The sequence below is a fragment of the Blastopirellula sp. SH421 genome (assembly GCF_057808535.1).
The window spans coordinates 1,205,199-1,227,725 of the sequence record NZ_CM173712.1 but is presented as its reverse complement, the minus strand read 5'-3'; the positions used below and the strand labels follow the sequence as shown (position 1 = coordinate 1,227,725).

The 22,527-nt window shown below is 57.4% G+C and carries 16 protein-coding genes; 12 read left to right on the top strand and 4 right to left on the bottom strand.

Annotated features, from left to right (window positions below; genetic code table 11):
- Positions 1 to 5 precede the first annotated feature (5 nt).
- Entirely contained in the window at positions 6 to 2,030 is a 2,025-nt protein-coding gene (locus tag SH421x_RS05070; RefSeq protein WP_488854313.1) for a GAF domain-containing protein, read from the bottom strand.
- Between the two features lie 380 nt (positions 2,031 to 2,410).
- Here SH421x_RS05070 and tssH point away from each other — a divergent pair, with 380 nt between their 5' ends.
- Together tssH and SH421x_RS05060 are read left to right on the top strand one after the other, a co-directional pair.
- Positions 2,411 to 5,092: a type VI secretion system ATPase TssH gene (tssH, locus tag SH421x_RS05065; protein WP_488854312.1), complete on the top strand. Its 2,682-nt coding sequence runs from the start codon at positions 2,411 to 2,413 to the stop codon at positions 5,090 to 5,092.
- Positions 5,093 to 5,457: 365 nt separating this feature from the next.
- Positions 5,458 to 5,856, top strand: a complete 399-nt coding sequence (locus SH421x_RS05060; RefSeq protein WP_488854311.1) for a GNAT family N-acetyltransferase — start codon at positions 5,458 to 5,460, stop codon at positions 5,854 to 5,856.
- A gap of 7 nt (positions 5,857 to 5,863) precedes the next feature.
- Here SH421x_RS05060 and SH421x_RS05055 read toward each other — a convergent pair whose 3' ends face one another.
- On the bottom strand, positions 5,864 to 8,098 hold the full coding sequence (locus tag SH421x_RS05055) for a TolC family protein (RefSeq protein WP_488854310.1): 2,235 nt from the start codon (positions 8,096 to 8,098) through the stop codon (positions 5,864 to 5,866).
- Positions 8,099 to 8,471: 373 nt separating this feature from the next.
- Between SH421x_RS05055 and SH421x_RS05050 the strand changes: the two genes are divergently transcribed.
- The 4 genes from SH421x_RS05050 to SH421x_RS05035 all read left to right on the top strand — a co-directional run bounded on the left by SH421x_RS05050 (position 8,472) and on the right by SH421x_RS05035 (position 12,193).
- A complete protein-coding gene (locus SH421x_RS05050) occupies positions 8,472 to 9,164 on the top strand; it encodes a hypothetical protein (RefSeq protein ID WP_488854309.1) in 693 nt (230 codons plus the stop codon).
- Positions 9,165 to 9,280: 116 nt separating this feature from the next.
- Positions 9,281 to 10,351 (top strand): DUF1559 family PulG-like putative transporter, encoded by a 1,071-nt coding sequence (locus SH421x_RS05045; protein WP_488854308.1) that lies wholly within the window; start codon positions 9,281 to 9,283, stop codon positions 10,349 to 10,351.
- 112 nt (positions 10,352 to 10,463) lie between these two features.
- Positions 10,464 to 11,804: a PepSY-associated TM helix domain-containing protein gene (locus tag SH421x_RS05040; protein ID WP_488854307.1), complete on the top strand. Its 1,341-nt coding sequence runs from the start codon at positions 10,464 to 10,466 to the stop codon at positions 11,802 to 11,804.
- Positions 11,801 to 12,193: a hypothetical protein gene (locus tag SH421x_RS05035; RefSeq protein ID WP_488854306.1), complete on the top strand. Its 393-nt coding sequence runs from the start codon at positions 11,801 to 11,803 to the stop codon at positions 12,191 to 12,193. Before SH421x_RS05040 ends, SH421x_RS05035 begins: the two co-directional genes overlap by 4 nt.
- Positions 12,194 to 12,273: 80 nt before the next feature.
- Here SH421x_RS05035 and SH421x_RS05030 read toward each other — a convergent pair whose 3' ends face one another.
- Positions 12,274 to 13,293, bottom strand: a complete 1,020-nt coding sequence (locus SH421x_RS05030; RefSeq protein ID WP_488854305.1) for a dihydrodipicolinate synthase family protein — start codon at positions 13,291 to 13,293, stop codon at positions 12,274 to 12,276.
- A 122-nt stretch (positions 13,294 to 13,415) separates the two neighbouring features.
- Here SH421x_RS05030 and SH421x_RS05025 point away from each other — a divergent pair, with 122 nt between their 5' ends.
- From SH421x_RS05025 to SH421x_RS05005, 5 genes are all read left to right on the top strand, one after another.
- Positions 13,416 to 14,012 carry an ASCH domain-containing protein gene (locus tag SH421x_RS05025; protein ID WP_488854304.1) on the top strand — a complete coding sequence of 199 codons (597 nt, stop codon included), beginning with the start codon at positions 13,416 to 13,418 and terminating at the stop codon, positions 14,010 to 14,012.
- Positions 14,013 to 14,016: 4 nt separating this feature from the next.
- A complete protein-coding gene (locus tag SH421x_RS05020; protein ID WP_488854303.1) occupies positions 14,017 to 16,251 on the top strand; it encodes a DUF8201 family protein in 2,235 nt (744 codons plus the stop codon).
- Positions 16,252 to 16,365: 114 nt separating this feature from the next.
- Positions 16,366 to 18,441 carry a terpene cyclase/mutase family protein gene (locus tag SH421x_RS05015; RefSeq protein WP_488854302.1) on the top strand — a complete coding sequence of 692 codons (2,076 nt, stop codon included), beginning with the start codon at positions 16,366 to 16,368 and terminating at the stop codon, positions 18,439 to 18,441.
- A 9-nt stretch (positions 18,442 to 18,450) separates the two neighbouring features.
- Positions 18,451 to 19,602: an adenosyl-hopene transferase HpnH gene (gene hpnH / locus SH421x_RS05010; RefSeq protein WP_488854301.1), complete on the top strand. Its 1,152-nt coding sequence runs from the start codon at positions 18,451 to 18,453 to the stop codon at positions 19,600 to 19,602.
- Positions 19,603 to 20,234: 632 nt separating this feature from the next.
- On the top strand, positions 20,235 to 20,609 hold the full coding sequence (locus SH421x_RS05005; protein ID WP_488856411.1) for an RHS repeat-associated core domain-containing protein: 375 nt from the start codon (positions 20,235 to 20,237) through the stop codon (positions 20,607 to 20,609).
- Here SH421x_RS05005 and SH421x_RS05000 read toward each other — a convergent pair.
- Positions 20,541 to 21,236 carry a transposase gene (locus tag SH421x_RS05000; protein ID WP_488854300.1) on the bottom strand — a complete coding sequence of 232 codons (696 nt, stop codon included), beginning with the start codon at positions 21,234 to 21,236 and terminating at the stop codon, positions 20,541 to 20,543. The genes SH421x_RS05005 and SH421x_RS05000 overlap by 69 nt on opposite strands.
- A 123-nt stretch (positions 21,237 to 21,359) precedes the next feature.
- On the opposite strand from SH421x_RS05000, the gene SH421x_RS04995 reads away from it, so the two are divergent.
- Positions 21,360 to 22,466 (top strand): WD40 repeat domain-containing protein, encoded by a 1,107-nt coding sequence (locus SH421x_RS04995; protein ID WP_488854299.1) that lies wholly within the window; start codon positions 21,360 to 21,362, stop codon positions 22,464 to 22,466.
- Positions 22,467 to 22,527 lie beyond the last annotated feature (61 nt).

Genomic DNA, 22,527 nt, shown 5'->3' with positions numbered 1-22,527 from the left:
TTTCATTACCAGAAAAGGCGGCGGCGCACCGCTTCGTAAAGTTCATGCGTCCAGACATACGCCAGACTGCGTGTGCCGCAGTGGACACGCCCCGCAACGGTCACTCCGGGGCGAAGAGAGTCGACTTCCGATTTATCGAAATGGGCAATCAACAAGGCCGACGGCTCCTCGGTTTCGGTTCCGACTTCGATCGTCTGCGATACTTCGGCCAGCGTCGCTTGATGTTTCACGCTTGGTTCGCTGACCAAGTGAAAGGTGACCGGCAGATCAGCGTCCGCAGCGGCCTGGGCGTTCAAGATATGCTTGATGCGACGATCTACCGCTTCCAGCTTTAATACCCACGGCCCATCGATTTCGGCGACTTTCAATAGTGAGTCTCCCCGCGACACCGGGCGAGCCTGGAGCGTTTCGTCGATGTCCCAGTTCAAGATTTGTCCAGCGACCGGAGCGATCAGGGTCAACGCTTTCCCTTGGACTTCAAGTAAGCGCAGTTGCTCTTGCAGATTGGTGATCCGCCGCGTCAGACGGATTTCTTCGGACGATAGTTTGTCACGATCAGCGCTGCGGTTGTCCCGTCGATCGTCGTCCCGGCGGACGTTTTGCGTTCGTTCGATCCGTACTGCATCCAGTTCAGACTGGGCGGCGGCCAGCAGTCCCGCCGCTTCGGTCTGTTGCAGTTCTAAATCAGGCGAGCGCAGTTTCGCGACAACTTGACCCACGGTGACCAGCTCACCATGTTTCACCAAGATTTCGTCGACATACCCATCCAGCGGCGCAAATAGCTGGCGTTCAATCTCTGGCTGCAGTTGCCCACGAACTTCGATTTCAAACCGCGCCGGAATCCACCAAGTCGCTAACAACGCGAGCAATATCGGCAGCAGATAACGCATGGTTCGCGATAACTTTCGCCAACCGAACTGCGCAAGCGTCAGCCCCACCAGTTGCATGACGCCGCGGAGCGGAAGTCGCTCAAACCGCTGCGCGTTATCAAGCGCCACCGTCGCTGACTCGGCCAAGCTGCGCGTTCGGGCAAGCAATCGCTCAACTTCGGTCGCTTCGAGTTGCTCAACAATCAATACGCCGATCAATGCGCCTTCGCCGGGGACCGTGGGTTCGTCAGAAGCGTGCTTCACTTCACGAACCAGCGGCACGGCGATCAACAGCCGAGCAGGCGATTCTTCGAGATAGTCAATCAACGCCTCTTCAATTTGCGGCGGCAGATTTTCGTGATCACCGCGGAAGATTACCGGCTGTCGTTGTTTGGCGACGGCGGTCGCCAAGCGTTCTAATTTTTGCACGACTGCGGCGCGACGGTTGATGACGTCAACTCCGCTGATCGCTTGAACATGAGCGGTCGGTCCATCCCAGTCAGCAACGCTGACTCGATCCGCGCTGAGGGTCTGTCGTCCGTCGTTGGCGATCCGGTAACAAGTCCGCTTTACATCCAGTTCGCGGTGCACGTCGCGAGCAAAATGGAGTTGATTCTTCCAGTTTTGTTCGGCGCCGGCAAAATCGGCCAGTAAACGCCGCTCTTGAAAATGAACGGCAATTTCACCGAACGCGTCTAATAGTCGCAGTTGACCGTTTTGAGTAGCGGCCGGCAAATCAGCCGGTTGATACAGCACCAACAGCCCGGTCGCTCGGCTTGCAGTCGTCAAGGGAGCGACCAACATCAATCGCGCGACCCCGCCGGCCTGACCCCCACTAACAATCGACGACGCTTTGGGTTTGCGGATCGCGGCTTCCAGCGAGCAGGCGTCGATATCGATCGCGACATCGCGCTGCTGACCGGGATAAATTTTGTCGAAGCCTTGTTCAAACAGCGGTTGAAGTCGCCGTGATCCGCCCCACTGCCAGATCGCGGCGCCCTGGGCAGACGCGGCGAAGACCAGCCGGGACAGAAGTTCGGGCCAAAACTCTTCTGGCGCAGACGAACCTTCGGCCATATCGGCCAGTTCGTCCAATAACGAATCGAGCTGCCGGCGAGCTTCGTCAGCCGTGCGAACAGAAATAGGAGTCTCGGAAGACATAGTCGGACATAAAAGCGGCTGACAGGCTGGATTTCCTATCCAGACCCTCGGCCTCTTTGTGACGTCGGCGATCCTCGCCGCGAATCCGTTGCATGATAATGGTCGACCTTCACAGGGGGCAAATCGGGTCGATCCACAGAATCCAATATATTCACGCATCGCCCCAACAGACGAGACTTTCGTGATTCAGCGACACGGTGCTCGACATTTGGTCACTACAACCGCCCCATTCCTCCCAATCCCTGCTTCTTTCGGTGGGAAGCGAACCCTGGAGCGATGCATTTTCGCCCAGGCCGTTTCCGCAATCCTACACTCCCGAAGAGCCATTGCCTGCCGCTGCTAGCCTGCCAACCTCACTCTGTACTGCGAAAGCCGCCCTGATGTCCGGACTCAATCTGAAATCACTTGTCGGCAAACTAAATCCCGTCTGCCGAGGCGCTCTCGAATCGGCCGCAGGGCTTTGCCTGTCGCGCACCAACTATAATATTGAGGTCGAACATTGGCTCACCAAGATTTTGGAAGCCCCGTTTACTGACCTAGAAGCGATCCTGAAGTATTACGAAATTGATCGCTCGCAGTTCACTGCCGAACTGACAAAGGCGATCGATCGCTTCAAAACTGGCAATGGTCGCCCGCCAAGCATCGCACCGGCGATCGTTGACCTGGCGCGAGAAGCTTGGCTACTGGCTTCGATCGAATATGGCCAGTCCGAAGTTCGGACCGGCCACATCCTGTTGGCGCTGCTAAGTGACGAAAACTCGAACCGGGCCATCGTCGGCAGTTCGTCCGCCCTTGGCAAGATCTCGGTCGAGTCGCTCAAACGCGAACTCCCCAGCATCACCATTGAAACCGACGAAGAGACCAAAAAGCCAGAATCGAAAGAAGGCGCGGCGCCCGGCAAGTCAGGCAAACCCTCGAAGACGCCGTCCCTCGACCAATTCACCGTTGATCTGACCGAGCGCGCCAAAAGCGGTGCAATCGATCCAGTCCTGGGCCGCGATGATGAAATCCGCCAAATCGTCGACATCCTCTGTCGCCGGCGCCAAAACAATCCAATCCTCACCGGCGAAGCAGGCGTGGGCAAAACCGCCGTCGTCGAAGGCTTCGCACTGCGGATCGCCGCCGGCGATGTGCCGGATGTGCTGGCCAACGTTTCGATTCGCACGCTTGATCTGGCGCTGCTGCAAGCAGGGGCTGGCGTCAAAGGAGAATTTGAAAACCGTTTGAAGTCGGTCATTGAAGAAGTCAAAAGCTCACCCAAGCCGATCATTCTGTTCATCGACGAAGCCCACACCATGATCGGCGCCGGCGGTCAGGCAGGCCAAGGAGACGCCGCCAACTTGCTCAAACCGGCGCTCGCTCGTGGTGAACTGCGCACGATCGCCGCGACCACTTGGGCCGAGTACAAAAAGTACTTTGAACGGGACGCCGCGCTAGCGCGACGCTTTCAAGTGGTCAAAGTCGAAGAGCCGAGCGAGCCGAAGTGCATGGACATGATGCGCGGCCTAGTCGCAACCCTCGAAAAGCATCACTCGGTCCGCATCTTGAACGAAGGGGTCGAAGCGGCGGTCAAACTGTCGAATCGCTATATCGCCGGACGTCAGTTGCCGGACAAAGCGGTCAGCTTGTTGGATACGACCTGTGCCCGGATTGGACTCAGTCAGAACTCCACTCCGCCAGAGATCGAAGATGCGCATCGCCATATTGAACAACTCACGACCGAGATCGTGATACTCGAACGAGAAATGGCGGCCGGCGCCGACGATCATACCGCCGCAATTACCGATCTAGAAGCGACTCGCACGACCGAGACCGAGCGGCTCGCCAAACTCAATGAGCGCTGGGCGAAAGAAAAAGAGCTGGTCTTCAAGATTCGCGATCTGCAAAAACAACTGATTGAAGATGACGCAGTGCGTGGAACCCCAATCAAAGAAGGGGAAGAACCACCGATCTTGCTGACCGACCAAGAGCGGGCTGAGATTCGCTCGCAGATCCAAACAACGCACGCCGAACTAGAAATCGAACAGGGCGAAAACCCGCTGGTTCACGTTTGTTGTGATTCGGCGGCAGTCGCCGAGACGGTCGCCGCTTGGACCGGCATTCCAGTCGGACGCATGGTCTCGAACGAGATCAAAACAGTGATGAACCTGCAAAACCTGATGGAAGAAGCGGTCGTCGGCCAGACGCATGCGATGCTGCAAATTGCCGAAAGTATCCGCACATCCCGGGCTCACCTGGATGACCCCAGCCGCCCGATCGGCACGTTTTTGCTGGCCGGAACCAGCGGCGTCGGCAAGACCGAAACAGCGCTGACCTTGGCCAACTTGTTGTACGGCGGCGAGCAAAACCTGACCGTCATCAATATGTCGGAATTCAAAGAAGAGCACAAAGTTTCGCTGCTGATGGGTTCGCCTCCCGGGTACGTCGGATACGGCGAGGGGGGTGTTCTGACCGAAGCAGTTCGCCGCAAGCCATACAGTGTGATTCTGCTCGACGAAATGGAGAAGGCGCACCCCGGCGTGCAAGACATCTTCTACCAGGTCTTCGACAAAGGTCACATGAAAGATGGCGAAGGCCGCGACATCGATTTCAAAAACACCGTGATCATCATGACGTCGAACGCCGGCACCGACCTGATCATGCACATGTGCCGCGATCCGCAGCAACAACCAAGCCCGACCGCGCTGGGCGCGGCGCTGCACGAAGAATTGCTCAAGACGTTTAAGCCAGCGTTTCTTGGTCGCGTCAGCGTGATTCCTTACTTCCCCCTAGCTGATGATGTGATGAAAAAGATCGTCCGGCTGAAGCTGAAGAAAGTGGGCAAGCGAGTTAAAGAAAACTACAATGCCGCCTTCGAGTACACCGACCAACTGGTCGATGCGATCGCCGCACGCTGCACCGAGGTCGATACTGGCGCTCGCAACGTCGACAAGATTTTGACCCGCACGCTGTTGCCTGAACTATCATCCGAGTTCCTTGCACGGATGGCCGATGGCGGCGAAATCGGCGGCGTCAATGTCACGGTTAATGAAACCGGCGACTTCGCTTACGAGATCTTGTAAGCCAAACGAGTCACCAACAATACGCACGACCGGGGGCGGCCATTCAGCAGGGCCGCCCTCCTTTGGTTTCTTGATGGTTTGCGATCGTTTTCAAAACAGAAGAATGGAACACGGATACCGCGGATAATTCACGGAGTTTCACGGTCAGAAAAAGTCGCTTTTGCGTCAAACGTGCATTTTCAAATTGTCTTGGTTAGTAAACAGTTTCGATGTGTGGGAAAAGTGTAAATCTCCCCTCTGACCGTGTAATTCCGCGATTCATCCGTGTCCTATTTCTTACGAACCTTCGCCTGCGGAACATTATCCATTATGCTTGTCCGTGTCCCCTTCGACAATCTTCTCGACTCGACGAAACGCCGATTTTCATGCCGACCTATCAACTTGAGCCCGACCTAGCTGCCGCCGAATTCCTGGATCTGCTTATGCGTTCCACTTTGGCCGAGCGGCGTCCGGTAGATGATCCGGCGCGGATCGCAGGGATGTTACGCAATGCCGATGTGATCATGACGGCCCGCGATGGCGAACTTCTGGTTGGCGTCTCCCGGGCAATCAGCGATTTTCACTTCTGCACTTACCTCTCCGATTTGGCGGTAGACGTCGCTTATCAGCGGCAAGGGATCGGCAAGCAGTTAATCCAGCGAACGCACGAAGCGGCGGGGCGGATCACGACGCTTATCTTGCTCTCAGCGCCCAAAGCGGTCGAATACTATCCCCACATCGGCATGGCGCCGCATCCGTCGTGCTGGATTCAAGCCGGCAAATAACGGTGCGTTAGCGAGAAATCCAGAAGGCCGAATCACTGGGCTCTACACCATTGGGCTCTCCGCCGCTGAAGTCGACTTCCTCTTCGCTCGCAGCATCGATCACCGGCGCCGAGGACTCAGTTTTCAGCGGGCTGGTCAGCGAGGCTCGCTGCACGGTAGGCGTTTCGTGTTGCTCTTGTCGTAGCGGATTCTTGGGCAGCACTTCCGCTTCCGAAGTTTCGGGGAAGGCTGGCCCTTCAAAGATTGGCGTCGACTTGTACGGCTTTTTCGATGGCTCTAGTGAGAAGTCCAACTTCTTCTTTTGGCCGATCACAGCGTCGTTGATCACAAAGTTGGTCAACGCATGGCGTTTGTTGAGATCACGCTGCAACGCGTCGTTATACGCTTTTTGCGGCCACGGCCCTTCGGCCATGTAGACGTTGTTATGCTCCAGCAGCGAGCCCTTCTCGTAGTGGATGTTTTTGATCGCCTGGGCGTAGTCGACGCGGGCTTGATAAAACAGGACATTCGCGTCAATCACGCGGCGCTGCGCTTCTAGCAACAGATCAAGCGGAGCGAATCCCGCTTCGTGCGAAGCTTCCACCGCGCGCTGCTGCGCATAGGCCGCTTCGCGTCGATTGAACTGGGCTTCCATCACCTGATGGGCTCGCTCGATTTCGCCATAGGTGTTACTCAAACCGTACATGATAAAGTTCTCTTGCTCACGCAAAATCGCTTTTTCGCGAGAGAGCGCCAGCTCAGAGCTGCGTACCGCCGCATGTCCGCGTCGGAAACCGATCGGCATGTCGAACTCAACCCCCATTTGATACTCTTGGAAGTCGCGATCCATCATGCTCTGCATGGCGTTGTCATACTGCGGCTGATCGTAGCCCCATAGGTCTTTGCCAAACCCACGCAGCCGATAGCGAGCGACCAGGTCCAATTGCGGCTTCAAGAAGTTCTTGTTGGCGATCAGCTCAAGCTCGCGCTGCTTGATGACCCACTTTTGCCGGCGGAGTTCGGGACGACGCGCCACCGCTTCTAGCGCGATCGCGTCCCAATCAAACTTCACTTTCGCCACCGGAGGATCATCGTCGGGACGCAAAAGCTGGTTTCCATTGATCTCAACCGCCATGATCACACGCAATCGACGTTCTGAGACGCGTACGCCGCCGGTTTGCACAAAAGTGCCGCCTGAGCTGCCATAGTTGGTTTGCGTGCGCGGCGTCAGACGACCATGCAGCGCATTGATTACTTCGGATTCAAAACGATAGTATTGCTCGCGGGCCTGACCTTCTTGGTCGGCGGTGCGGCGACCTTGTCCGGCGTTGGCCTGGACGTTTTGCCAGACGCGCAATGCATTGTCGCGGGCTTCCACTTTGGCGTCGAGATCGCGATACGAGTAATAGAGATCCCAGTAGGCGTTTTCAGTATCGCTGACCAAGTTACGAACCGCGATCTCAAAATCGGCCAAGCTAATGTCGGTGCGGGTGCGAGCGACCAACACGCCGTTGGCGAAGCCTGGCTCGCCGTTGGGGCCGGCGATTCGGTTGTACAGCACGCCGGATCCCTGCAACAACGGTTGTCGCCACTGGGCTTCGGCATAGTTCGTCCACGATTGCCCAAACACAAATGGGTTAGTGATGAACGACGCTTCTTGATTGTTGTTGTCGTATTGCGTGACGTTCCGCAAAGTGAAGGTGGCGCCGGTGACGCTCTTCTTTTGCAACGACATCTCGTAGTTGTTGTAGTCTTGCTCGAAGATACCGTTTTGACCAACCGTGACGTTGTTTACGCCATAGTTGTTTTTCTCAAAATACGCGCTGGCGCCCAAGGTAGCGTCAAACGCGCTCAGGGCCGCTTCTTCACCAAAGCGACCATCGGTGTATTGCCGAGCCGGATCGTAAATCGTAGAGAGCGCCGCCGGACTGCGGAGCACGCCCCCCAAGTCCTTCATCACTTGCGAGTTGGCCAGCGCCGTCTCGACCGCTTCTTGTAAAGTGATGTTTTTGTATTTCACCTCGCCGCTGATCGCCGTATCAGGAGAAACCGGCACACTCGGCAAGCTGTCATCTTCACAGATGCTGGGAACCGGGTCTTCGATCGTTAGACCACGATTGGCGTACTTCAGAATCAAGTCTTCTTCATAAGCCGGAGGATCGGGACAGTCATAGAGTCGCCAGCACTGCAACGAGCAACCGTTGAGCACTAGCGCGACGCAGCTGAGCGTCGCTATGATCCATCTCGTCCAGCGATGCAGCATCGCCGTCCTTTCCTCAAGGCGTCAAAAAAATGCAGCCAAGGCCCCCCAGGCATACAAACTGCTCCCTTCCGACATGACCATTGACGCAGTGCGCAACGTATTCCGGTAGAAGCAGTTCCTCTCGAACTCTTTTCGGCAAACGTGGCATGCATGCTCCACCAAACCCGCAAATTCGGATTCTTTCCCCAAACCCGACTCTTGCTAGCAACCGATACATGCCACACAATCGGACGCCAAAACCCACCCAACAAGGGGATCGCAAATTCAAATCCCCCCTTTCTCAGCCCCTCCCTGCGACAATTCGCCGCAGTTGCCAGCACCGCTTTCAGCCGTTAACCTCAACCATTATTCCGATCAGAAAGGTTAGATAACCATGCTCAGGGGGCTCGCCAGCAGCGGCCAACGGATACTGCGATTAGCACGCAGTCGCGTTGTCATGCGCCGGCAGAACCTGATTTCGATCCTCCTGATCGCCAACATTATCTTCCTCTCGTTCGGCGTTCGCTTTCGTGGCGCGATGCTACAAGACCTCTCGATTCCGTTCCCCTGCCAAGGGGGAGCCTGTGGTTGTCGCGACGCCTACACCTGTTGGAACAACTGCTGCTGCAATACGGCGGAAGAACGACTTGCCTGGGCTACGGCGAACAAAGTCACGCCGCCCGCAAATATCATGGAGCGACTGCTGCAAGAAGCGGCGCTCGTTAAGACAACCAGCAGTTCCACCCCACAAGTCGCTGCGTGCTGTGCGGCCAAAGCGAAAAGCTGCTGCGCAACTTCCCAAGTCACTGCTTGCAGTGCATCGTCCGAGACCAGCGGCTGCAACTCGGATGATTCCCAAACGTCACCGGTCAAACCAACCACCTACCGTGGACCGTTCTTTACTGTCATGCGCTGCGGCGGGTTGCCAGAGCTGTTTGCGATCTTCTCTAGCTCCGTTGTCGAAACCGTCGCTCCCTCTTGGAGCCCGCGACTTGAATTTCATAGCTATCTCTTGGCCCGCGATCAAAGGCCGGCATCCCATGTGATGACTCCGGTTTCTCCACCGCCGGATGCGATTTTGGCGTAGTTCGAGGTTCGTTCTCCCCAACGAACGCCGACTTATTATCGCCGTATGCGTTTGCGCAAAATAATGTGCATGCGCTTTCTATCAAGTCGCAAACCCTTCGAATCCATTCTGAGGCTATGAAAATACGTCACGCGTTTACTTTGGTCGAACTGCTGGTGGTGATCGCCATCATCGGGGTTTTGATCGCATTGCTGTTGCCGGCCGTTCAACAGGCCCGCGAAGCGGCACGACGGATGTCGTGCACCAACAACTTGAAGCAGTTGGGACTGGCGCTGCACAACTACGAATCAACGTTTAAGGTCTTCCCGATGGCGGGCACACTGGACGTAGATTTTTCGGTGCAAGCCCGACTGCTCCCCTTTGTCGAACAGGGCAACCTGCAAGACCAACTTGATTTCTCGCAAGCGGCGTTCACCGGCGGTTGGAGCGGCAAGTCGCCAAACCCCGCATTTGTGACCGCGTTTGCAACCCCGCTCGAGCTGTTCCTTTGTCCCAGTGATCCCGCACCATCGCAAACCACCGCGAACGGGTTCACCTACGGCAGCAACAACTATATGGTCAGCTTCGGCAGCGGGACCGGCCTTAATTATGACTTCCGCTGGAAGACGGACGGTATCGTCTACGAGCATTCCAAGGCCGGCTTTCGCGACATCACCGACGGTACAAGTAACACCGTCGTCCTCAGCGAAACGGTCCGCAGCGTTGGCGCTGATATGACCTTGGCCGCCGGTGAAACGCCGCCATTCCCGTACCAGTTCACGCTTAACGGTTCGTCCGGCGTTAGTTCTAGCCTGAACGCAACGCCGGGGATGACTGCTTCCGGCGGAGGCTGGAGCGGCTACACCAACGGGGCTGGGATGATCTCGAATCCAGACCTCTCTAGCTTTTGGACCAGCTTCACCTCGTGGCGCGGCGGCGAAAGCGCTGCGATCCGGGGGCGAGGCATGTCATGGGCGTTTACCGGAGCGATCAACTCGCTGACCAACGGGTATCATACGCCCAACAGTCGCATTCCAGACATCGTGACGCACTGGACCGGTTACTTCGCTCCGCGCAGTTTCCATCCCGGCGGCGCCAATGTCACGCTCGGCGATGGGTCGGTCCGGTTCCTTCCCAACACGATCGACCTGGCGACGCACCGTGGGCTGCATAGCACCAACGGCGGCGAAGTGCTGAGCGAATTCTAAGCGGTTCTGATCGCTTACTTCCGAGCATGCGACTAGCGCACTTGCTTCCTAGAAGTGCGCTGGTCCGCTTTGCGCATTCCTAGCCCCCCCCTCAACAAAGAATATACGTCGCATGACCAACTCTGACACGCCGCGCAAGCGGCCCTGGCCGGACTACCGCGCCGTTTGGCGGTGGCATTTTTATGCCGGCCTGTTTTGCATTCCTATTTTGCTGGTCCTTTCGATCAGCGGCACGATCTACCTGTTTAAGCCGCAGATTGAAGCATTGCTGGATCGACCTTTCGACCAGTTGGCGACATCCGCAACAGCACAGCCGATATCTACACAGATCGAAGCGACGCTGGCGGCATTGCCTGGCTCGCAATTCCATTCTTTGGAGTTGCCGGGCGCAGCCGACTCTGCGACGCGAATTATCGTCACGCAACAAGGTGAACGAATTCGCTGCTATGTTGATCCGTCCAATGCTCACCTGCTGGGTACGATGGTCGAAGAAGATCGTCTGATTGCTGTTGTGCGCCGTTTGCATGGTGAGTTGTTTCTCGGAAACCGTGGATCGTACTTGGTTGAACTGACCGCTTGCTGGACCATCGTGCTGATCCTCACCGGTCTCTACCTGTGGTGGCCACGCAAGTGGAGCGGATTGGGAGGCGTCCTATTTCCGCGGCTGACCAGCGGCAAAAAAATCTTCTGGCGCGACATCCACAGCGTTACCGGGATTTGGATCTCGGGTTTCGCGATCGTGCTGATTCTTTCGGGACTTCCCTGGTCGACCTTTTGGGGCAATTATTTCAAAGGTGTACGCCAGGCAACCGGCACGGCGGCAAAGCGTGAAGATTGGCAGATCAGTCGTTCGCGTACGGAGAGATCATCGCCCCCCAAGCGCCCTCTCGATTTTACGGCGGCTGATCGTGTCGTTGCGGCGGCGACTCCGTTGCAGCTGCCGCCGCCGGTAATTGTCACACCGCCGCGGGGGAAGTCCGCCGACTGGAAAGTTCAGTCAATGACGCAAAATCGTCCCTATCGCGAGGACCTTACGATCGACGCCGACACCGGCGAAGTGACCAGCCGCAGCGGCTTTGCCGATCGCCACTTGATCGACAAAGTGGTAGGCGTTGGCATCGCGCTGCACGAAGGCCAACTGTTCGGCTGGCCCAATCAACTGCTCGCTTCTATCACCACCAGCGGTCTCGTCCTGCTTAGCGCCAGCGGCATCATCCTGTGGTGGCGACGGCGTGATCGCGGCGTACTAGGAGCCCCCAGCGTTGGCGCCGCTCCTCGGCTCTCGCTGGGACTGCTGGCGATTGTCTTGGGCTTGGCGATCTATCTGCCGCTGTTCGGCGCTTCGCTGCTCGCGGTCTGGCTGGTCGAACGTTTTTTACTGCGTCGCATTTCCAGTGTGCGTGGTTGGCTCGGATTACGCAGCTTGCAGGCGCCGGAGGTCGCCCCGCTATGAATCGCTTGAATTTGCTCTTCGTTTTGTGCCTGCCGCTTTGCATTGGCTGCGGTCCGCAGCCGGTTACCGGCGGAACCCCAGGCACCCTGATGACCAGAGGAAATCCACTTGGCGAAATGCAGGTCAACGTCTATCGCGCCGAGGCGATCGATACGCCGCTCGGTTTTGGCGTGACCGCCGCCGATGGATCGTTTGAGCTGGTCCAGCCGGGCGCGGCAGGTCCGCTGCAACTAGAGCCCGGCAAGTATCGGTTCACAGTCGAGACGATCGGTTCGCCGATTACGCTTCCTAAGAAGTACGCTAGCAGCAAGACATCGCCGCTAGAAATCGATTGGCAGCCGCAGCAACCGCTCGCACTGGATATCCCCGGCTTGAAACTGCCGAGATAGAGCATCTTGTAATCGAAAAAGGGTGCTGGAGAAGGCTCTCCAGCACCCTTTTGTTTGATTCTTGTCAAATCAATCGTCGCTTACGCCAGGCCGCGACGCTTCAGTTCGCCGACCACATTTTGTACGATGCGGGCCACTTCGTCAGAATCGACTTCTTCTTTGATCGCGCAACCGCCCACGGGTTCATCCACATACCCTTCGCCGGCCAGCAAACATTGCAGTTCGCGTTTGAGTGCATCAATCGCCAACAGTTGGCTGTCGGACTGCGGCTGACGCCCTCGACCTGGTTGAAAACCACGCAGCGCCAGAGCCGCTCTAAATCCTTCCGGAAACTCGCTGTTATAGAGCATCGCGTCAAACAGCTTCAGCAACCGGTACTGCAATTCGCAAGCTTCCTCAATGCGTCCTGCTTTGGTCAGGTCGTACAACTTGCGAGTGATTTCTGGCACGACGCCGCTGGTCGCGTTCGTTCCGCCATCGCAACCGATCAACATCATCGGCATCAGGGCAGCGTCCCAACCGGTCATAAAGCCAAAGTCAGGGCGCAACGGGCGAACCGCCGCGATCATTCGCATCATGTGCGGCAGATCGCCCGACGAATCTTTGATCGCGATAACCCGTGGACATTCTTCGGCCAGGCGTTGTACCGTCGGCACATCGATCGGCGATGCAAACATCGGAATGTTGTAAAGCGTGACGTCGATCGGCGTATTGTCGCCGATCTCTTTAAAGTAGGCGTAGACGCCGGCAGGGCTTAGCTTGTAATAAAACGGCGAGACGATTGCCACGGCGCGGCAACCATACTCATAATAGTTTTCGCAGGCTTTGATGGTCTCGCGGACGTTTGCTTCGGCGGCGCCAGCGAGGATCGGGACGCGACCGGCGGTCTGGTCGGCCATAATCTCGATAATCCGACGGCGTTCTTCGGCAGTAAAGCGAAGAAACTCGCCGGTCGAACCATTCGGGTACAGCCCGTGCACGCCGCGGTCGATTAGCCAATCGACGTAGCGCCGTAGTTCCGGCTCGTTGATTTCTCCACGAGCATCCAGCGGGACAATGTTGGGCGTAAAAATTCCAGCAAGACGGGCTTGATTCGACATGGCAGGCGAGGCTTGGTCTAACGTAGGCAGGTCAAAGGCGGTAAAATCAAAGTTTTATACGATTTAGATATCTTAGTTCATGTTCCGCTCGAAGTCAGCGGTGACTTCACCCTGGATTTTTCGTGCTTTTTAAACAACATATCCTTGATTCCATCGCCGCCGGCAAGGTAACCCTGGCTTTTCGCCGCTGGAAACGGCCCACCGTCAAAGCGGGCCGCACACTGACTACCTCGGTGGGCGTACTCGCGATCGAGGAAGTAAAAGTCGTCCATTTCCGTCAAATCAACGATCGCCAGGCGGCCCAGGCCGGCTTTGATTCGCTGGCAGAGCTGTTAGCCAATCTGAAAACCCAGCGAAATGAGACGCTTTACCGGATCCAGTTCCGCCTGGCCGGCGAAGACCCCCGGATCGCCCTCCGCCGGGCCGACGACCTCACAGCCGACGATCTGGCATTCTTGCAGAAAAAACTTGCTCGGTACGACTCTGCGTCCCAACAGGGCGCCTGGACCGAGCGCGTGCTCTCCTTGATCGCTCAACAGCCGAAGACCAAAGCCGGCGACCTGGCCGAGCTGCTGCGGCTCGATAAAGAATGGCTGAAGCTCAATATTCGCAAGCTGAAGCAGTTGGGGCTGACCGAAAGCTTATCGCCCGGCTATCAAATTTCTCCCCGCGGAGCCGCGCTGCTCGATCATCTGAAGCAACAACAGCAGGACGCCTAGTCGCATGTCGAAGCCATCGCGCCGCGGGCGCAGCGCTGCCTCGTCCGCTCCAGCCGCCGAAGTCGGATCAACCGGCAGCGACCTCCGCAAGTTTGTTCCAGCGGCATTGTTGGCCCTGTTGAGCTTTGGGTACCTGCTGGTTTATTTCCGATCACCGCTACCGGTCTATCACCAACAGCCGGCTGATCGGCTGGCGGTGCTGTTTACGATCCTCGGCAATTTTAGCGCGGTGCTCGCGACCTGGGCTGACCTGCTAGCGGATCCCCTCCCCTTCTTCGCGCAGCGCACACCGGTGTTGCTGCTAGCAGTCGCGATCTTTGGCGCCGCGACGCTGGTAGGCTATTTTTTGCTCGTCCGGCTAAGTCTGCCCCCCCGCTTGTCGCGGCTCGAAAGATTCGTCCTCTCGGCTTCCCTCGGTATGGCCACCGTGTCGCTGTGGACTTTTTTGGTCGGCTTTGCCGGCATGCTGCACTATCCCGCGTTGATCGTTGCCCCACTCCTGTTGCTCGCTGGATGGGGAGCATGGGACTGGTCTCGACCACTTTCAGCAAGCAGCGACCAACCAGCATCTAACAAGCCGATCCCCTGGCTGTGGATCATGGCCGCAGCGCCGATTGTCGTCTGCACGTTGTTGGGCGGGATGATGCCTCCCTACGAGTACGACGTGCTGGAGTATCACCTACGACTGCCGACCGAATGGCTCGCCAGCGGGCGGATTGCGGTGGAGCCGTACAACTCTTACAGCGGCTTCCCGATGGGCGCCGAGATGTTCGCTCTGCTGCCGATGACCCTGTGGCCCGGCGAGCAGGCTTGGTTCTTTGGTGCGCTGGTTGGCAAGACTTTGATTAGCATGTTCGCGCCGCTGACTGCACTGGCCGCCTACTGCGCCAGCCGTCGAATTGCCGGCACTTTCAGCGGTCAAATCGCGGCGATGGTCGTTGTCGGAACTCCCTGGATCGCGTTGGTCGCGGTCTATGGATTGGTCGACGGCGTCTGGGCCTTTTATACGCTGGCGGCCATTTTTGCGGCGATCCTGTGGTTTCAGGCAGCTCGCAGCGCTTCCGCAGACGCAGCGGCCCAGCTTTCGCAACTCGCTCTTTTGACCGGGCTCATGGCCGGGATGGCGACTGCCTGCAAGTATCCGGCGCTGCCGCTGCTGGTGTTTCCCCTTGCGATCTGGATATCGCTAGAAGGAGGTCGGCCAAACTTCAAGTCGGCGATTGCGTTTACGATGGGGGTGACGCTGCTATTTGCTCCCTGGCTGCTCAAAAACATTGTCTACACCGGCAACCCGGTCTATCCGTTGGCGGGATCGATCTTCGCCGATTCGATACGTTCGCCGCAGCAAGTTGCTCAATGGAACGCCGCACATCAAGTCCCGACCGACGCCGCAGGCCACAGCGTAACTCCGGCGCTGCTAATCAGCGGCATCCAAAAAATCGCCTATGCCAGCGACTGGACCAACGTTGCTTTGACGCCGCTGGTGCTCGCGGCAATCGCGGTCTTCACTCTAGCGCATTGGATGCCGCAAGCACTTCCTAAAGCAGAGGAAGATGGGTCGCTCGCCGACGCCGTTGTCTGGCGATTGGCTCTGTACGCAATTTACTATTTCGCCGTTTGGTGGTTGTTTACCCATCGGTACGATCGGTTTTTGATCCCGCTTGCGCCGATCGCGGCGCTGCTGGCCGGTTATGGAGCAGCACGATTTGCGACCGCTGGTTGGCGAAATGTCTGTAGCACGCTGGCGGCGGTCGGACTACTGCTCTGCTTTCTCTGGATCAACTGGCAGCGTTCGTTTTTGGCTCCTACCTTTTACTTCACCGATTATCAGCTGCTGTCCGCAGCGACCGCCGGTCCCGATGCACCATTGCTCGCTTCGCTGGTTCCGCCTGGTCACTGTGCGATCGTGGAAGGCAAAGCAGACGTCTTCTATATGCAAACGCCGATCCACTATCACACCTGTTTCGACAGCTCGCCCCTCACTTGGCTGCTCGACAAGACGGCGGCCGAGCGCAAGGAGATCCTGCGAGCCCGCAAAGTCAGCCATGTCTACGTCAACTGGGACGAAATCGCCCGATTTCGCAGCCCCGGCAACTATGGGTTCGACCAGCTAGTGACCCCCGAGTTTTTCGCCGAGCTCGTCTCCCAGCAGGTCCTGCGGCCCATCAGCCCCTCAACAATCGAGGACGAAAATCAACCTTCCCCGGCCTGGGGCGAGTTTTACGAGGTGATCCCCTAACCTGCGGCGAACCCGTCGCTCTTGCCAGATTGGCCCTGCTCGCCTACCTTGGAGATCCGTTAGAATGCGCAGGATCGCTTCTCACTATTTTCCGATGACGTCAGGAAGGATTGCATGGAAGGCGCCTCCCCCGCGGCAAGCAATCGTATCTCACAACAAGCGGTAGACCTGCGCGCTAGGGCTCGCTCAGCCTCGGCTGCAACGCGCGATTGGTTGCTCTCTCACCAACATGCCGACGGTCATTGGTGCGCCGAGCTAGAAGGCGACTCAATCCTGCAAAGCGAGTACATTCTGCTGCTCGCTTGGCTCGGCAAAGAGCGAACCGAGATCGCCAAACGGTGCGCCGCCCATCTACTAAAACAACAAGACCCCAACGGCGGCTGGACGCAGTTTCCTGGCGCGCCGATTGATGTCGGCTCCAGCGTCAAAGCTTACTTCGCGCTGAAGCTGACCGGCCATGACGCATCGGCCGACTACATGATCCGCGCACGCAATGCGATCCTCGAAGCCGGCGGCGCCGACAAGGTCAACAGTTTCACCCGCTTCTATCTAGCGCTGCTTGGCCAGATCCCGTTTGAGCTTTGCCCCGCCGTTCCGCCCGAGATGGTGTTGCTGCCCAACTGGTCGCCGATCAATATCTATCGGATCAGTTCGTGGTCGCGGACAATCTTTGTGCCGCTGTCGATCGTCTGGGCCCATCGCGCGGCTCGCGAAATTGCAGAAGACGTTTCGATCCAAGAACTCTTTATTCGCAAGCCGCAAGACTGGCCCGAGCTCCGCTGTCCTGGCCAAGCAGAATCCCGCGGGCTGCTCAGCTGGGACCGCTTCTTCCGCACTGCCGATAGCGGATTAAAACTGCTCGAAAAGTACCGCCTGCGTCCACTGCGCAAGCGAGCGCTACGCCAAGCCAAACAATGGATGCTTGATCGCTTTGAGCAAAGCGATGGCCCCGGCGCAATCTTTCCGCCGATCGTCTGGAGCGCCATCGCCCTGCGAGTGATGGGTTACGCCGAAGAGAGCTCAGAGGTGCAGTACTGCCTCCAGCATCTAGAACGTCTGGTGATTGAAGATGGCGACACCACCAAGTTGCAGCCTTGCAAGTCGCCGGTCTGGGATACGTCGATTTCGCTACGAGCTTTAGCCGCCGCCGGCATGGGACTTCGGCAAGAGCCGACCTGCCGCAGCGTCGAGTGGCTACTCTCCAAAGAGGTTCGCGTCTCCGGAGACTGGACCAACAACGTCGACTGCGAGCCCGGAGGCTGGTTCTTTGAATACGAGAACGCCTTCTATCCCGACAACGACGATACGTCGATGGCGATCATGGCGCTAGTCGACCAATTAGCCGCCGCCAACATCACGCTCGAACTTCATCCCGGCGATACCATGGCCAACACCACGGTGGTCGTCGGCGGTCGCGGCATTGCCGAGCAACTCGCTGGCTCTTCCGCCGCGATGATGGAACATGCGGCCGCAGCGACCCGCCGCGGCGTCGCCTGGATGGTGGCGATGCAAAACAAAGATGGCGGCTGGGGCGCGTTCGACAAAAACAACGACGCCGAATTCCTGTGCCATGTGCCGTTTGCCGATCACAACGCGATGATCGATCCCAGCACGCCCGACCTTTCGGCCCGCGTGATCGAAGCTTTCGGCCGACTCGGCGTGACGATCGATTCGCCAGGCAAGCTGGGTGACGTCGTGCGTCGTGCGGTCGCCTACATTCGCGCCAGCCAACTTTCGGACGGCTCGTGGTTCGGCCGCTGGGGCGTCAATTACATCTATGGAACCTGGCAATGCCTGGTGGGACTGCGAGCAGTCGGCGTCCCGGCCACAGATCCGATGATCGAACAAGGCAAGCTCTGGCTGCTCGCCTATCAACAAGCTTGCGGCGGCTGGGGAGAATCGTGCGAGACCTACGAAAACCCCGCACTCCGCGGACAAGGGAGCCCCACAGCTTCGCAAACCGCCTGGGCAGTGCTGGGGCTAATCGCCGCCGGCGGCGCCCACTTGCCTGAAGTTGTTAACGGCGTGCAGTATCTGATCGATACGCAGCGCCCGGATGGAGCTTGGGACGAGATCGAGTTCACAGGAACCGGTTTCCCTCGCGTCTTCTATCTGAAGTATCACTATTATCCAATCTATTTTCCTTTGCTGGCCTTGGCCGAGTGGAACCGCGCGACCGCGCGAAGTTAGGAATCCGACATGGGCGTACCCGTCTCGCAAATGTGGACTGTGGCCAGCTATGTGCTGAAAAAACGCCTGACCGGGCGCCGGCGCTATCCGTTGGTTCTGATGCTAGAACCGCTGTTTCGCTGCAATCTGGCTTGCGCCGGCTGCGGCAAGATTCAGCATCCGGTCGAAACGTTGCGTCGCCATCTGACGCCGGAGCAATGCTTTCATGCCGTCGATGAGTGTGGTGCGCCGATCGTTTCGATCCCCGGCGGCGAACCGCTGCTGCACCCGCAAATCAACGAGATAGTCGAAGGCCTGGTCGCCCGCAAAAAGTACATTTACCTCTGCACCAATGCGCTGAAGCTAGAAGCCGCGCTCCCCAGCTTTAAGCCCAGCAAGTACCTGTCGTTCTCGGTCCACATGGACGGCCCCCGCGAAGAACATGACGCCGCCGTCTGCCGAGACGGAACGTACGACATCGCCGTCAGCGCGATCAAAGCGGCGGTCGCGCGCGGCTTTCGCGTGACCACCAACACGACCATCTATGATGGCGTTCACCCCGATCGGATTCGCGACTTCTTTGACGACATGATGGAGCTGGGGGTCGAGGGGATGATGATCTCGCCCGGCTATCGCTACGAAAAAGCGCCGGACCAAGATCACTTTTTAGCGCGCAACGAAACCAAGTCGCTGTTTCGCAAGTTGCTAGACAACGCCCGCGATTGGCGCTTCAACCAAAGCCCCCTCTTTCTAGAGTTCCTCAAAGGGAACTACCAGCTGGAATGCACCCCGTGGGGCAACCCAACCTACAACTTGTTTGGCTGGCAAAAGCCTTGCTACCTGATGGATGAAGGCTACTGCAAAACGTTTGACGAGCTGATGACGACCACGCAGTGGGACAACTACGGCTGCGCCAGCGGCAACCCCAAGTGCGCCGACTGCATGGTCCACAGCGGCTACGAACCAAGCGCCGTCGACGCAACTTTCGGATCGCTGGGCGGCTTCTGGAACACCGTCAAACTAACACTGCTTGGCCCGCCAAAAAAGAGCACCCTGCCGCTGGCCGCCCCAGCAGATCGCCCCATCCCAGAGGCCAAAATGCGGCGTGACATCCCCAGCGCCAAGCTGTCGCCAAAGACGCGCCCAGATGATATTCCACTGCCGCTGATCAACGACCGGTAAGCCGCCTCCACAGCATGCGCCGCGAAGCCAAGCCAACCGCGGCGCTGAATGGAACCATCATTCGTCGCGGGCAAATCGATCTTGTAGGTTGGGTGCAGCAGAGCGAAACCCAACAATCGGCTCGCAAGTCCACGGTGGGTTACACAAGCGACTGACGTTCAATCAGCGAAACAACTCTGTTCGCGATTGTTCCACCCACCCTACGACTTCGTTGCTACTATGGACGCTCTGACTCCTGTTCGACAGGCTCTTCGGCCGGCCCTGACTCGTGACGAGTTGTACCTGCATGAACACCTACCTGTTGTCGAACAGGTCTCCCTGCTTCACGTGCTTGACCTTCCGACCATTCCGTCTCCAATCACCTGTACGCTTCCGCAGTCGCTTTCGCACGCTACCCCTCAGCGCTACGGACTTCCGGTCTTGCGACCGGTCTGGGCTTCGCCACTTGTCTGCAGGCTCGCCAGACGCACCGGCCGAAACGAGTTCACTTTATTACGGACTGGTCATTCTCCTCCGGTTGCTCCCCACGACTTGTCGCCAAGACGCAGTTACCATCAGATACAGGCCGGAGAGCGTCTGCCTGAAGAGGACTTGCACCTCTCGGATCAAACACGCTCGCAGGCGCACAGACACTGGCTGAAAGGGGCCAGTGGCACGCGAAAAATGGGCTGTTCGTCTGTGCCACCCCGCCGCGATACTATGACGCAGCCACCGCGAAGTGGATTGGCGAAGATCCCTTAGGGTTTGACGCAGGGGATACGAATTTGGGGCGATATGCCAGCAATAGTCCCGCGTCACGTAGGGATGCTTCAGGTCGAGAAGACTTCCCTGGACAAGGGGCACCTATATTTCAGGACCCTGGCCTACTCGGAGATTGGTTTGGAGCGACGAAAGACGCCGCAGACCGCTGGAAGCAGGAGTTCGGGCAAGAAAAGGTGTCAGGACTCTTTGTTTTGATTCGGCGCTGCCTTCTTCGGCCTTCCGCGTGGGCGGAGGGTGGAATCTAAGTTTAGGCGGCGGGCGGTTGTCTTAGTCCAGTCGGGGTCGCCAAAGGGGGAGCCTCGGTGGATCGCGTGGCGGACGGCTTCGGCTTCTTTCTCGGACAGGGCTTGATTGACCCGGTCTTTCCAACGACCAGGCCGTGCGATCGGCCACGGCGTGAGCAGTTTCAGCTTTCGTCGGGGCTTGGCTAACCAACTCGCCAGCGAGCCCCATTTCCAGTCTTCGGCACAGGTCACCAGGCCTGCCTGCAGAGCATTGCGTTCGACGTAGCGACAAACGACCAGAAAATGCCCGTCGTCTTGCACCGGAAAACTTTTGAACCGCCCTTGATAGATGTGTCCTTCGCCGGAGGTCTGGCAGTGCGCATGTCGCCGCATGGTGTGCGTCAGAGTGACCCACCTCAGGAAATCGCTCATGCCGCCGTCGGCCGTGGGGCGGACGACCAAGTGCCAATGGTTCGGCATCAGTTGGTACGCTAAAATTTGACACGGGTACCGCAACAGCCCCTCGGCCAAAATGCGCTCGAACGCGTCGAAATCGTCAGGCTGATTGAAAATAGCTGCCCGAGAATTGCCACGATTCAAGGCATGATAAATGCCGCCCGCTTCGTCCGCTCGTTTTGGTCTGCCCATAGCAGCAGTTTAACATGTGCCGAGGGAGGAAAAAAGAGTCCTGACACCTTTTCTTCTCCGGCCGACGCGATCCTCCGAATATTTATTTACCAGAAGAACCAGCCAAGATTTTGAAATAGCACGATGAAAACACTGACCATTACCTTCGCTATTGCTGTTGCCTATTTCACATCATTTCAAATGACTTTGAAAAGCGCGACGGCTGAAGATGCCGCTAGCGGATTCGTCAATTGCATGAACGTATTGTCGGATGGCAATCTTGCACTGGGGATTTATGGAAATCGTGATTGCAGCTTGGTAGTAGCAAGTCATTCCGGCCACGTCTTTCAAGTGGCCAAGTTCGCCGGCGAACAGCTTCATAACTTCAAAACAACGCCCTTTAATGATCAAAGATTTGTTACTTGCGGCGTTTCTTCACCGAGTTCTGACGCCCAGGCACTCGCAATGGACGGTGGAGGGATTTCGATCTGGAATCCCGTAGAGAACGCGTTCTCGCACGTCGGTCGACATCCGCCGAAAGTTGCCTGTTTGGGATGGTCGGCACGAGGAGTTTTAGCGAGCGGAGGACTCGATGGCAAAGTAACGCTGTGGCATCTTGCTACAAAGAAAAGTCGAAGCATCGAAGCGACGCATAAACATGGGGTGCGGAGCATTGCATTTTCGCCAGATGGAGGCCTGATCGCATCGGGAGGAGAAGATGGAAAGATTTGCGTTACGAACATGTCCGATGAAAAAGCTTCGGTCGTTCTCGATTTCCCATCCCATGCAGCAATCGATAGTTTAGCGTTCGTCGGAAACCGTGATATGCTCGCTTCCGGGGACACCGTGGGCAACGTCGTATTGTGGGATACGACCTCTGGCGCGAAACTGGGGCAGCTCGGAGATTCAAATTTCGCAGTAGCCAACCTTGTATCAGTTGCAGATAATTCGGGGGCTCCGGCGTTTCTGCTTTCGTCCCACAATAATGGCATGGTGCGTCTGTGGGACGTGCGAACGAAAAAAGAAATCGACTCTGCCAACCTCCATTGCGGAATGATCCGCGCGTTGGCTTATGACCGGCGAACGAACATCATCCATGTCGCCAGTGTCAACGTCGGTCTTTTGGCACTTCGGTTCGGAGAACAGCAGCTATTACAAATCGATCCAATGCCTCCGATGCAACTTCATGAGGATGCTTCAATTCGTAGAATCCAGAGGAACTTGTTTAAAACACGCGTTGAAAATCGCTGACGCATTTCTCTCGATTTCAATCAGAAATGAAAAGGTGTCAGACATGAAAAGGTGTCAGACA

Coding starts and splice junctions, on each gene's coding strand:
- SH421x_RS05070 (WP_488854313.1), bottom strand. CDS start 2,030: ATGTCTTCCGAGACTCCTATTTCTGTTCGCACGGCTGACGAAGCTCGC.
- tssH (WP_488854312.1), top strand. CDS start 2,411: ATGTCCGGACTCAATCTGAAATCACTTGTCGGCAAACTAAATCCCGTC.
- SH421x_RS05060 (WP_488854311.1), top strand. CDS start 5,458: ATGCCGACCTATCAACTTGAGCCCGACCTAGCTGCCGCCGAATTCCTG.
- SH421x_RS05055 (WP_488854310.1), bottom strand. CDS start 8,098: ATGCTGCATCGCTGGACGAGATGGATCATAGCGACGCTCAGCTGCGTC.
- SH421x_RS05050 (WP_488854309.1), top strand. CDS start 8,472: ATGCTCAGGGGGCTCGCCAGCAGCGGCCAACGGATACTGCGATTAGCA.
- SH421x_RS05045 (WP_488854308.1), top strand. CDS start 9,281: ATGAAAATACGTCACGCGTTTACTTTGGTCGAACTGCTGGTGGTGATC.
- SH421x_RS05040 (WP_488854307.1), top strand. CDS start 10,464: ATGACCAACTCTGACACGCCGCGCAAGCGGCCCTGGCCGGACTACCGC.
- SH421x_RS05035 (WP_488854306.1), top strand. CDS start 11,801: ATGAATCGCTTGAATTTGCTCTTCGTTTTGTGCCTGCCGCTTTGCATT.
- SH421x_RS05030 (WP_488854305.1), bottom strand. CDS start 13,293: ATGTCGAATCAAGCCCGTCTTGCTGGAATTTTTACGCCCAACATTGTC.
- SH421x_RS05020 (WP_488854303.1), top strand. CDS start 14,017: ATGTCGAAGCCATCGCGCCGCGGGCGCAGCGCTGCCTCGTCCGCTCCA.
- SH421x_RS05015 (WP_488854302.1), top strand. CDS start 16,366: ATGGAAGGCGCCTCCCCCGCGGCAAGCAATCGTATCTCACAACAAGCG.
- hpnH (WP_488854301.1), top strand. CDS start 18,451: ATGGGCGTACCCGTCTCGCAAATGTGGACTGTGGCCAGCTATGTGCTG.
- SH421x_RS05000 (WP_488854300.1), bottom strand. CDS start 21,236: ATGGGCAGACCAAAACGAGCGGACGAAGCGGGCGGCATTTATCATGCC.
- SH421x_RS04995 (WP_488854299.1), top strand. CDS start 21,360: ATGAAAACACTGACCATTACCTTCGCTATTGCTGTTGCCTATTTCACA.